11 protein-coding genes are annotated in these 11,497 nt (G+C 46.4%); 2 read left to right on the top strand and 9 right to left on the bottom strand.

What is annotated here, in order from left to right:
* Positions 1-51 precede the first annotated feature (51 nt).
* Entirely contained in the window at positions 52-1,332 is a 1,281-nt protein-coding gene (locus LPB140_RS01300; protein ID WP_072558340.1) for a cytochrome P450, read from the top strand.
* A 109-nt stretch (positions 1,333-1,441) separates the two neighbouring features.
* On the top strand, positions 1,442-1,939 hold the full coding sequence (msrB, locus tag LPB140_RS01295) for a peptide-methionine (R)-S-oxide reductase MsrB (RefSeq protein ID WP_156874089.1): 498 nt from the start codon (positions 1,442-1,444) through the stop codon (positions 1,937-1,939).
* A 58-nt stretch (positions 1,940-1,997) separates the two neighbouring features.
* Here the strand turns inward: msrB and LPB140_RS01290 are convergent, their stop codons facing one another.
* From LPB140_RS01290 to LPB140_RS01250, 9 genes are all read right to left on the bottom strand, one after another.
* A complete protein-coding gene (locus LPB140_RS01290; RefSeq protein ID WP_072560100.1) occupies positions 1,998-2,369 on the bottom strand; it encodes a VOC family protein in 372 nt (123 codons plus the stop codon).
* Between the two features lie 53 nt (positions 2,370-2,422).
* Positions 2,423-4,231, bottom strand: a complete 1,809-nt coding sequence (locus LPB140_RS01285; RefSeq protein ID WP_072558339.1) for a hypothetical protein — start codon at positions 4,229-4,231, stop codon at positions 2,423-2,425.
* A 6-nt stretch (positions 4,232-4,237) separates the two neighbouring features.
* The gene (locus tag LPB140_RS01280; protein ID WP_072558338.1) at positions 4,238-5,602 is read right to left on the bottom strand and encodes a sulfatase-like hydrolase/transferase; all 1,365 of its coding nucleotides are present in this window, start codon (positions 5,600-5,602) and stop codon (positions 4,238-4,240) included.
* Positions 5,599-6,030: a GtrA family protein gene (locus LPB140_RS01275; protein ID WP_072558337.1), complete on the bottom strand. Its 432-nt coding sequence runs from the start codon at positions 6,028-6,030 to the stop codon at positions 5,599-5,601. Before LPB140_RS01275 ends, LPB140_RS01280 begins: the two co-directional genes overlap by 4 nt.
* Positions 6,031-6,034: 4 nt before the next feature.
* Positions 6,035-7,615, bottom strand: coding sequence for an NAD(P)/FAD-dependent oxidoreductase (locus LPB140_RS01270; protein WP_072558336.1), 1,581 nt, complete (start codon positions 7,613-7,615; stop codon positions 6,035-6,037).
* 111 nt (positions 7,616-7,726) lie between these two features.
* Positions 7,727-8,317 carry a 3,4-dihydroxy-2-butanone-4-phosphate synthase gene (locus tag LPB140_RS01265; RefSeq protein ID WP_072558335.1) on the bottom strand — a complete coding sequence of 197 codons (591 nt, stop codon included), beginning with the start codon at positions 8,315-8,317 and terminating at the stop codon, positions 7,727-7,729.
* The gene (locus tag LPB140_RS01260; RefSeq protein WP_072558334.1) at positions 8,314-8,877 is read right to left on the bottom strand and encodes an NADPH-dependent FMN reductase; all 564 of its coding nucleotides are present in this window, start codon (positions 8,875-8,877) and stop codon (positions 8,314-8,316) included. Before LPB140_RS01260 ends, LPB140_RS01265 begins: the two co-directional genes overlap by 4 nt.
* Positions 8,874-10,373 (bottom strand): glycerol-3-phosphate dehydrogenase, encoded by a 1,500-nt coding sequence (gene glpD / locus LPB140_RS01255; RefSeq protein WP_072560099.1) that lies wholly within the window; start codon positions 10,371-10,373, stop codon positions 8,874-8,876. The genes LPB140_RS01260 and glpD overlap by 4 nt, the downstream gene beginning before the upstream one ends.
* Before the next feature lie 11 nt (positions 10,374-10,384).
* Entirely contained in the window at positions 10,385-11,479 is a 1,095-nt protein-coding gene (locus tag LPB140_RS01250; RefSeq protein WP_072558333.1) for a YeiH family protein, read from the bottom strand.
* Between the last annotated feature and the right edge of the window lie 18 nt (positions 11,480-11,497).

The raw sequence follows: 11,497 nt of genomic DNA, 5'->3' as shown, positions 1-11,497 counted from the left end.
GGATTGACATTTATGTAAGTAGTGGCAGGTTGTCAGATGAGGAGATTGACAATGGCCACAGCTGCAAAAGAAAAGGGGGCGGTTGAAACGCTGCCCTTTGAAATAAATAATGCCCCACATAAATGGGATGTATCCTTATCCCAAATTTATGCCGAGGATAGATGGCATCCGATTTTTAAGCAAATGCGCGAAACCGCGCCCATTAACAAAATCACCAACAGCCAATTTGGCGATTATTGGAACATCACCACGTTAAAGGTGATTCAGCATGTGGAGGCATTGCCCGACATTTATTCATCATCATATGAACATGGCGGCATCACCATATTACCACGCGATGATGAAACATTGCCCAATGGGGAGGCGGTCGTCATGCCGATGTTCATTGCGATGGACCGGCCCAAACATACCGAGGAACGACGCGTGGTCGCCCCCGCCTTTACCCCCGGCGAAATGGAACGAATGACCGCCGATATTCGTGCAAGAACGGCCGAGGTTTTGGACGCCCTGCCCATGGATGAAATATTTGACTGGGTGGATAAGGTTTCAATTGAGCTAACCACGCAGATGTTGGCGATAATTTTTGATTTTCCGTGGGAGGATAGGCGGAAATTGACTGAGTGGTCCGATTGGGCGGGCGATGTCGAATTATATCATAATGAGGAGACGCGCGGGCAGCGATTGGAAAAAATATATGAAATGGGCGCATATTTTCAGCGCCTGTGGAATGAAAGATTGCATAAGGGCGAAGCGCCCGATTTAATTTCCCGCATGATCCACAGTTCGATGAAGGATATGGATCAGATGGAATATATGGGCAATCTTATCCTGTTAATTGTCGGCGGCAATGATACGACAAGGAACAGCATGTCGGGATATGTTTATGGCCTGCACCAATTTCCCGATGAACGGGAGAAGTTGGAACAAAATCCCGACTTAATCCCCAATGCGGTGAGCGAGATTATACGCTGGCAAACCCCATTGGCCCATATGCGCCGCACCGCATTACAGGATCATAATTTATTCGGCGCGCCGATAAAGGCGGGGGATAAGGTGGTGATGTGGTATTTATCCGCCAATCGAGATGAAAGCATTTTTGAAAATGCGGATAAGTTAATCGTGGATAGGCAAAATGCGCGCCGGCATTTATCCTTTGGCTATGGCATACATCGCTGCGTGGGGGCACGTTTGGCCGAATTGCAAATCCGTATATTGTTGGAGGAAATGGCCAAAAGGCGCCTGCGGGTTAATGTGGTGGAAGAACCCGAACGGGTGGCGGCATGTTTTGTCCATGGATATCGTAAAATGATGGTCAAATTATCGACATATTAAGCCATTGGGAAGGCCATGCTTTTCTTTTCAGCAAATGTTCACAAATGCGCAGCTATTTTGTAACCAAATGGGGGGTTGAAGCGTATTATTGAACATGAAGGAACAAGAAATGCAGATACACCGCCGAAATATTATCGCAGGAGGATCAATCTTGCTTGCCACTGGGGCTTTTTTCGGCTTTGGCATTTTTCGGAATAATCAGGCGGCGGCAAAGCCGGCCTTCCCCTATCAAAAAAGCGACGCGGCATGGCGGCGTGATTTAAGCCGCGCGCAATATGATGTGCTGCGTCAGGAAGAAACAGAGCGCGCCTTTTCCAGCCCGCTGAACAATGAAAAACGCAAAGGGACCTATGTGTGTGCGGGGTGCAGCCAGCAAATTTACCGTTCCAATGATAAATATGACAGCGGCACAGGCTGGCCCAGCTTTATCCGGCCCATATCGGGCAAGGTGGCGACAAAAACCGATTATAGCATTGGCCTGCCCCGAACAGAGGTGCATTGCGCACGTTGCGGTGGCCATTTGGGACATGTATTTGACGATGGACCAAAGCCCACGGGTAAAAGATATTGCATGAATGGCGCGGCGATGAAATTTATCGCAGCTTAAAGAATAATCACAGGGGTAAAGGGGCTTTATCACCCTTTACTTATTCAACAGATGATGATTATTCGGCTGCCTCAACCTGTTGCCACAGCTCAATCTTTATTCCATTGGGGTCCAATATCCATGCGAATTTACCATATCCTTCATCGACCTGGCCCTCAATTTTGACTTTTTTGTCCACCAACATGGCGACAAATTCGTCCAGATTATCGACGCGAAGATTTATCATAAAATCGCTTTTTCCTGGTTTGATATATTCATTATCGCCAAAAAATGAAATTAAGCTATAGGGGCGGTCGCCCTTTTCTTCGCTCCATTTTAACATTGGGCCGTAATCACCGCCAATGCCCAAAATATCGGCATACCATTTTTTGGTTTCTTCAACATTTTTGGCGACATAAAAAATCCCGCCCAATCCCGTTATTTTTGCCATATATCCGCCCTCCATCTTATCATATTAGGCAAGCATAGCATGGAAGCGGCAGCTTACAAATATTTGCGGTTTATATGGAATATTTGCAGGCCATCTTCATTCACCTCTACCCTATCAATATAGGGGGGTAATTTACCATTTACCAAATTATTGCCCAACCCATTTGGGGCAATTTTACGGTAAAGCCGAAACTCTCCATCCCCCTTACAAATTATAATATAATCAATATTATGTTTTTTGATAAATTTGGCGGAGACAGCCGCAGGTTGGCGAAATATTTCAAGCTGATCATGCATTGCTTTATCATTGCGGTGATGGCTGCTGGCCAACACGCTATGCCTGGTCTGCAATAATATGGATGGTCCCAAATTAAACGAAGAAAGCATTAGGGACGGTTTTTTAATCAAAATATCCAATGTCATGATGGACCGTGGAGAGTTGCATTTCTTTAAATCAATTTTTTCTTTATTCGCCGCAATTTGCCCATTGGTCATTTTGGGTGCAGCCTTGAAAGAGTCTTTCATCTCAACCAGTAATGGGCCGGCCAATAAAATGGCCAATATCGCGCCAATGGCGGCCATTCTTTTGGCAATGGATTTTTCGCGCCGCCAAAGATTAAATAATTTTTCGATGGTAAGCGCGATGAACGGCACTGCAATCGCATTGGCCAAGGCGACACCGCGCCAAACCAAACAGGCAAGCAAGAGCGAGGTGAGCAAAAAATATCCATAGCACAGATATTGCCGCGAAATATGCTGTCTTTGTTTCAATAATATCGCGATTAAGGCAATCATCATCAATAATGGCGGGGTAATGCGCAGCGCCGCCCCATCAAATTTCTGATTCCAAATCGGCAGCCCTTCATTGATGTTCAAATACCAATATCGGTAAACCAATGGGTCAAGTTGAGAAAAAGCACCCTTTGTGCAAATGGGAGAGATAAGATAGATAAGGGCAATGGCACTGCCCCCCGCCAATGCTGCGATAAATAATCTTACCCACCATTTTTGAGGCTTTAACGATGTGCCAATCAACATGATAATCGCCGCCGCGCCCAATGCGGCCAAATATGGCGGCGAAATTGCATCACAATAGGGAATAAGATATTGTGCAGGATTGGTCGCGACAAGGTATAAAGTGGCCGAACCCACCGCCAATCCAGCAATGGATTGTTTGATGCGCCGTTCATCGGCAAAACCGGCAATCCATCTGATGCCAAGCCAGCCAAAAAATGCCGCCGACATGACCAGCGATTCAAGCGAGATATGCAGGGCACATGCCAATAATATACCAGCCCCAAATGCGTATAACCCCTCTTTTTCCCGCATCAAAAGATATAATGCGATAATGGACAGCATGATTTGCCAACCATGATGGTCAATCCGCATTGGCGAAAATTGTTCAAAAATCGCGGTCAGGGTAAAAGGGATAATCATCGCCAAATGACGGGCCAATAAACCCCCACCCAATTGCCGCACAATTTGCCCCATATTCCAGCTCATAATCCCCAAAAGGCTTAACGGCACGATGATGGTGGCAATGGCCAGCGCCTTTACCTGTCCAAATAAAGGGGTTAAAATATAGGTTAGCAGATAATAGGGTATTTCAATTAAGCGCGACCAATGCATGGGCGCACCATCGGGCGGGTTCATGCGATATTGGCTATTATCGAACCAGCTTTGACCCGCCAAAAAATCACGAATTTGCACGAGGCGCAGGCGATCATCAGGATCAAAGCTATCCCACGGGCTTAAACTAGGCTGTTTAAAATAGATGATAACCGCACAACCAATAAGCCAGGTGAGCAGATAACTGCCATATTGCCTGATCCAGCCTTGTTTATCGCGCGCCATATTGTCCATAAATTATTATTGGCCGTTTTTCCAACGAAGGTAAAGCCATGGCACATGGGCGGGATCAAATTGGGTGCGGTTATGCTTATCAAAAAATGGCGGCATATGGTCGCCGACAATTAAAATATCGGTTGCGGGGAAATCCTTTGCAATGATTTGCGCGACAAGTCCCGCCTCAATTTGATCAAATATCGCAAATTGGCGGCAAATCATGGGGAATTTCTCCTTCAATATGGCGGAGCTTTTTTCACAATTTTCCACGCGCAAATTTTTACCCGTGGGCACGGGCAAATGGGTATTGAGCGACAACCAATATAGGAATGTTGGCTTGTCCGCTTTGCGCAAAATATCGCCAATCATGGGCGGCACATCGCGGTCACATGCACCGGGGAAAACACCGCCGCACATTTCCGCGCCTCTTTTTATCAATTTATCACCAAATTCCACCTGTTGGAAACCAGTTTTGGGATACCAAATGGCGCGTTTGAAAAAACGACCATTGAAACTATGCAGGGCGTGGGTTTGATACCCCTTTTGCGTCAATTGATAGGGCAGGCAATTTTTATCTAGGGTGATTTTATTATTGAGCAATGAATAATAATCGCCCCAACGGCCGCAAAGCTCCCTTATTTCGCCCGACGTGGTACTGTTATAATAAGGAGCGATGCCTTGTTTTAATTCAAAACGCGCGGCAATGGCGGGGTTGTTTTTTAACTGCCCAAATAATTTACGTTTAATTTCATCATTATCGGCCGGTTGACCCAATGATTCCACGACAATCAGCAATAAATGTCGTTTGCCATCGGGGGCATTTGCAAATCCGCTATTCATACGGGCGGAGGCAAATTCGGCCCCTGCATCGGGACTGCGGAAATAATGGCCGCGCATATCCTTGCCCATATAAATATCAAATTGGGAAAGGGCGAATGTTAATCCCGCCGCCGCAATGATTAAAAGCGGGTTCTTGAAATTTGTATCGCGTTTCATCAATTTCCATACAAAAATTAAGATGATAAACGTAAAAAAGCCCGCTAAAATATATTCGATGGAATCTGATGGGTCAATTTCGGCAAAAAATTGCACCGAATATAATAATGATTCAATGGTCAGGTTGAACAAACCGCCAATAAATTTCAGGCAAGACCATGTTACCACGCCAATAAAAATTATATAACGCAAAATGCGCGGCAAATATTTGGCGATTAAACCTGCCAAACCGCCATATAAAATTTCCCATGGACGCAGCGGCGCACCCACAAACCATAATGCCATAAAACCAATATTGGCCATGAAAAGCCAGATTAGGCACCAATTGGCAAAGCGGCCAAAATCTGCCCTATCTATTGAAAATAATTTAGAGCCCATCGCCTTGCCCGTCATTTAAATACCCCTAATTTGCGGCTATAATATACGGCAATGAAACTGGCAATAACAGCAACAGCCTTTGCCAATAGGGGATTTGCACCAAATCCATGAAATAATGAAACAATGCCAACGGTTATGGCAAGGCCCATTAACGCCGTGGCCAAAAATAATGTGCCCTGAACGGCCATTTTGCTGCCCTCTGCCACTTTACCCACAAAGACAATATTTGTGCTGATAATCCAATGGACAATAATGCCGACAATATACCCAATTGCAGAGGCAAGAGAGGGCGTGATTATGCCCAAAATAGATAATATTAAGGGATCGTCCGCCACCATTAACAAGGATGAATAAACCGCCGTGTCAAAGGCAAGGGCAATGACACTGGCGGCCAAATAACGGGTAAAGGTAAATCGTGACCAAAGAGCCTTAATAAAATTCATAATATTAAGACGCTTTGTCCATTTGTCCTTTTACGTCCAAATCCTTGTTGATGGCGCGGGGCACTTCACGTTCGGACTGCAGGGCGGCCTTTTGACCATCGGTCATTTTTTTCAATGCCTCTTGTTCGCCCTCATCACCCGATTCATGATATTCGGCATCTTCATTGACATTCCAAATATTAAACACTCTTTTGCCCGCATCAATATTTTCCACCGTCAACATGGCAGTCATCATGGCATGATCTTGGTTATTATAACGGTGCATCCCGTTACGGCCAATCATGTGCAAAGTGGGATAGGTGTTTTCTAATTCGGCGCGCATATTTTCCACATTTTGGGCATATTCATCATCATAGACGGGATATGCTTTTTCCTGACGCACCACTGCGCCGCCGACCACATCTTGCGGGTTGCAAAGCCCCAAAATCGCCATTTCTTTCTTGGCCAATTCGATCAAATCGGCATCGCTGGATGACCAAAGCCCATCGCCTTCAAAACAAAAATATTCAAGGCCGACACAGGCAATGCTTTGATCCGGCACCATTTCAGGAGACCAGCTGCGGAAATTTTGCACGCGCCCTACCTGCACCTTGCTGTCATGGATATAAATCCAATTATCGGGGAATAAATCTTCGGATTTAATCATCAATGCCACGGTTAAGAAATCACGATAGCGTAGTTTTTTTGCGTTAATATCTGTTTTGGGCAAAGGTGTAATGCGCGCCGATAATTCGCGCATTGGGGCGCTGCTAATCACATGTTTCGCCGATATGGTAATGCCTGCACTGCCATCGGCCTTTGTTGTGCTTAATTGCCAATTACCATCGCCATCTTTGGCCAATTTATCCATGGCATGACCCATAATAACATGGTTTCCAGCGGCGACAATTTTATCACGCGCGGCATCCCACATCATACCAGGACCAAGGCGCGGATAACGAAATGTTTCCAATAATGTCTTGGTTTCCATGCCGTCATTGGGTTTTTTATTCAGCCCCATTGATCGTTTTAATCCATCGACCACCGCGCTCCATAGCGACAGGCCCTTAATCCGCTGCGCGGCCCAATCGGCGGACATTTCATCGCATGGCATGCCCCATACTTTTTCGGTATAGGTTTTGAAAAATATGGAATAAAGCTTATATCCAAATTGATTGACGGTCCAATCTTCGAAACTGCGGATATTTTTATTGGGAAATAGTTTCCACCGCAAATAACTTAACATACATAGGCTTGAACGCCATATGCCAAGGTTAAATAAAGCCTCAAACGCACGCAAGGGATAGCTGTAAAATTTGCCTTCATAATAAATGCGGCTCATCCTTGGGCGCTGAATAAAATCATCGGGCAAAATTTCATTCCATAAATCGACCACTTCTTTTGATTTTGAAAAAAAACGATGCCCGCCAATATCAAAACGAAAACCTTCATATTTTACCGTGCGGCTTATCCCGCCAACATATTCGGGATCTTTTTCAATAATGGTGACTTTATATCCTTTTTTGGACAATAAATATCCCGCAGTCAGGCCCGCCGGCCCTGCACCAATTATCGCAACATCTGCCATTTCGGCTGGCTTACTCATAATATTTCCTTGCTTTTCGCTCTTTTCAGGCAATCTGTGAACGAAATCTACTAAACTATGATTAACGCCATATTCGCAAATGTCTTGATGGACAAGCGGCTGGTTACTTATTTAACCTTTTAATTGGGAAATATCGATAATGGGTAGGCCATGTTCGGCGGCAAATTCAGCCATATCGGTTGCTCTGGCCATGCTGCCATCATCGCGCATAATCGAACAAAGCACTGCCATATCGCCCATTTCGGCCTTTTGACATAGCGCAATGGCAGCTTCCAACGCGCCATTTCGCGCCGATAATCCCTGTGCATGCGCGATTAAGGGGAAAACATGGCCTGGCGAAACCAGATCGTCGGCGCTGCTATTTTCATTTGCGGCCACCAAAATGGTTTGCGCGCGATCGGCGGCCGAAATGCCGGTTTCAACGCCCTCTTTCGCCTCAATCGAACGGCCATGTGGGCGGCCCGAATATCGCTCATCACCGTCATTTATATGGCCAATATTCAAAAAACCGGCGCGGCTGGGTGTCATGCCCAAACAAATAAGTCCGCGCCCATGCTTTGCCATAAAATTGATGCTGTCGGCGGTGATATTTTTGGCCGGCGCGATAAAATCAATATCGCCATGGCGAAAATTATCGCCCGTTAAAATGACAATGCCGCCATTTTTCAACTGTGCAATTGCTTGTGAGATAATATCGCTCATAATTTTGACAGCTTTCTTGCGCCTTCGGCCACTTGTTGACCAACCAATGTTAATTGTGCCGCGATAATTTCGTCGCTGCAACCGCCATCGGGGGTGAATAAACCATGTGATGTTTTTATCGCCGCGCCCATGGGGGTGGGCCAACCACGAAGCGCATGGGTGATGGTACGCAGGCTTTGCAGGCTGCTCATCGCGGCCTGATGCCCAAATGCGGTGGCAATCATGCCCACGGCGCGTCCGTCAAGATAAACCCGATCATCCTTTGACAATAATTCTAAATAATCCAAACCATTTTTGACAAGTCCAGAAATAGAGCCATGATAGCCCGGCGATGCCAAAATAACACCATGGGCGGCGCGAACCGCCTCTGCCATTTCTTTGCCGCGATCCAAATCGCTGTCCGGACCGCCATAATGGGGCAATGCCATTAAATATTCACCGCCAAAGACGGAAATTTCACACCCCATGTCGCGGGCGACATTTGCGGTAAAAACCAATGCTTGTTCGGTGGAGGAATTGGGGTTTACTGTGCCGCCAATGGCAACGATTTTAATGGTCATGTCATGATCCTTTTTTCAACATAATTTTGTAAATTTTTAACTTGCTCCGGCGTTAAACGCAGGCCCAATTTGGTCCGCCGCCATAAAATATCATCGCTGTGTCTTGCCCATTCTTGGTCAATTAAATAATCCACCTCTGCGGCATATAGCCCATGGCCGAAATCTTGCCCCAAATCGGATTGGGATACGGCATTTGACAACCAATTTTCGGCCAATGTGCCATAGCTGCGTGCCCATCTTTTCAACCAGCTTTGCTGTGCCCATGGATGCGCCGCCGCCCAATTTTGCACCAATGCCGCGCGGCCATCGGTTGGGAAATTGCCACCTGGAAGCGGCTTTGTTGATGTCCATTTGCCGGTTTTCATGCGCGGTAAATGCGCCGCCATTCGGTCCAATGCTTCTTCTGCCAAATGGCGATAGCTGGTTATTTTTCCGCCAAATATGGATAAAATCGGCGCGTTGTCACCCCCGCCATCACATTCAAAACTATATCCTCTTGTCGCGGATTCGGGCCGTCCTGAACCATCGTCTATTAATGGGCGAACCCCGCTATATGTCCATATCACATCTTCTTGGCGCACTGGTATTTTGAAATAATCGCTGGCCGATGTGCACATATAGGCGATTTCTTCATCGCTTGCTTTTATCTCATCCAATGTGCCTTCATGATCCTGATCAGTTGTGCCGATTAAGGTGAAATCATCTTCATATGGGATGGCGAAAAATATTCGGCCATCGGGATTTTGAAAGAAATAGGCATAATCATGGTCAAATATTTTTGGAACAATGATGTGCGACCCGCGAACCAGCCTTATCCCCAAATTGCTATGCTCGCCGGATAATTTATGCAAATTTGCTACCGAAGGACCGGCGGCGTTAATGATGCTTTTGGCGCAAAAAATATGTTCCTTGCCATTTTCATTCGCGGTAATTCGCCAAAATTTGCCATCCCGTTCCAATTTGGCGACATTGTGATGGGGCATGATATCGGCGCCATTATTGGCCGCATCACGCGCATTTAACACCACCAAACGCGCATCATCGACCCAGCAATCGCTATATTCAAAACCCTTAACAAACATATCGTCAATTGCCTGTCCGGCGGGATGTTTATGTAAATTGACGCTTTGTGTGGCGGGCAGTTTTTTTCGCCCCCCCAAATGGTCATAAATGAATAAACCCAATCGCAATAACCATGCAGGGCGCAGTCCCTTTCGATAGGGCAGGATGAAACGCATGGGGTGGATGATATGCGGGGCAATGGCCCATAATCTCTCCCGCTCGCTCAATGCCTCACGCACCAATGCAAATTCATAATGTTCCAAATAACGCAGCCCGCCATGAATTAATTTGGTCGATGCCGATGATGTGCCGCTGGCCAAATCGCCTTTTTCCAGCAACAATATATTTGCCCCGCGTCCTGCCGCATCGCGGGCAATTCCTGTGCCGTTTATACCGCCGCCAATAATGGCAATATCATATATTTTTTCGTTCATAATCGCGCCCATTATAATATTGTCAGGGTGAAAATAATGGCGGCGACAAAAGATGCGATGGTTGCCGCCATTACCGGCATTAAACTGCGCCATCCCATTTGCAGGACCAAATCCATGCGCGAACGCATGGCTGTGGCCGTGACCGCCAATAATAATAATGCCTTTGAAATGCTAAGCCCATATTCACCCACATAAACGGGCATTTCGACCAGAGAATTTAATGTCAGCACACCCAAAAATGCCGTGATGAACCATGGCAAAGCCAATTTTTTCCAAATGGGTTTTGATTGCTCATTCTCATCATTAGAGCTGATAAACATGGAAATAATCGCCACAATCGGGGCCAGCATGGCGACCCGCGCCAATTTAACAATGGTGGCATAGCCGCCCGCCGCATCCGATACGGCAAAACCCGCGCCCAGCGATTGAGCCACATCATGAATGGCCGCGCCGGTTAAAAATCCTGCCTGCCTGTCTGTTAAATGCAATAAATCCGCCGCCATTGGGTATAATGTCATCGCCAATGCACTGAACAAAGAAATACCGACGAGGATAAGCGCAAATTGCGCCTGTGACACGCGTTCCTTGCCCACAACCGAATAAATGGCAAGTGCTGCGGATGCCCCGCAAATGGCGGTTGCGCCGCCTGCCAATATGGCAGCGGCATTTGATTGGGCGGAAAAACGCGCGGCCAAAAATGATCCTGCAATGGCCGCCGACATGACAATGATAAGCGCAATAAAGGTTAAACCGCCCAACGACCCAATTTTCAGGAATGTTACCTGCAATCCCAATAAAACAATGCCAAAGCGCAGGAAATTTCGCGATGCGTAATCAAGGCCCGCATGGGTTCTTTCGTCCGTTGAAAGAAAGTTTAACGCCAAGCCAATTAACAGGCCCAATAAAATAATGGGCATGCCATAATGTTCAGACAGCCATGCCGCCGCCAAACTGGCCATGACGACAATTGAAAGGCCGTGAAATAATGGCTTACGCTCTGGCTTTACAGCCTGTTCTTCACTAGAAAGATATACTTCCCCATATAAATCGCCAGCAAATTGACTTTGCTCTGCCAGCTTGCGACTTTTTTTCCATTTATCTATCATAGATTAAGCTTAACTATT

It is taken from the genome of Sphingorhabdus lutea (assembly GCF_001889025.1).
Classification (GTDB): domain Bacteria; phylum Pseudomonadota; class Alphaproteobacteria; order Sphingomonadales; family Sphingomonadaceae; genus Sphingorhabdus_B; species Sphingorhabdus_B lutea.
This window is presented reverse-complemented; position numbering and strand designations above follow the sequence as displayed.

Coding starts and splice junctions, on each gene's coding strand:
- LPB140_RS01300 (WP_072558340.1), top strand. CDS start 52: ATGGCCACAGCTGCAAAAGAAAAGGGGGCGGTTGAAACGCTGCCCTTT.
- msrB (WP_156874089.1), top strand. CDS start 1,442: ATGCAGATACACCGCCGAAATATTATCGCAGGAGGATCAATCTTGCTT.
- LPB140_RS01290 (WP_072560100.1), bottom strand. CDS start 2,369: ATGGCAAAAATAACGGGATTGGGCGGGATTTTTTATGTCGCCAAAAAT.
- LPB140_RS01285 (WP_072558339.1), bottom strand. CDS start 4,231: ATGGACAATATGGCGCGCGATAAACAAGGCTGGATCAGGCAATATGGC.
- LPB140_RS01280 (WP_072558338.1), bottom strand. CDS start 5,602: ATGACGGGCAAGGCGATGGGCTCTAAATTATTTTCAATAGATAGGGCA.
- LPB140_RS01275 (WP_072558337.1), bottom strand. CDS start 6,030: ATGAATTTTATTAAGGCTCTTTGGTCACGATTTACCTTTACCCGTTAT.
- LPB140_RS01270 (WP_072558336.1), bottom strand. CDS start 7,615: ATGAGTAAGCCAGCCGAAATGGCAGATGTTGCGATAATTGGTGCAGGG.
- LPB140_RS01265 (WP_072558335.1), bottom strand. CDS start 8,317: ATGAGCGATATTATCTCACAAGCAATTGCACAGTTGAAAAATGGCGGC.
- LPB140_RS01260 (WP_072558334.1), bottom strand. CDS start 8,877: ATGACCATTAAAATCGTTGCCATTGGCGGCACAGTAAACCCCAATTCC.
- glpD (WP_072560099.1), bottom strand. CDS start 10,373: ATGAACGAAAAAATATATGATATTGCCATTATTGGCGGCGGTATAAAC.
- LPB140_RS01250 (WP_072558333.1), bottom strand. CDS start 11,479: ATGATAGATAAATGGAAAAAAAGTCGCAAGCTGGCAGAGCAAAGTCAA.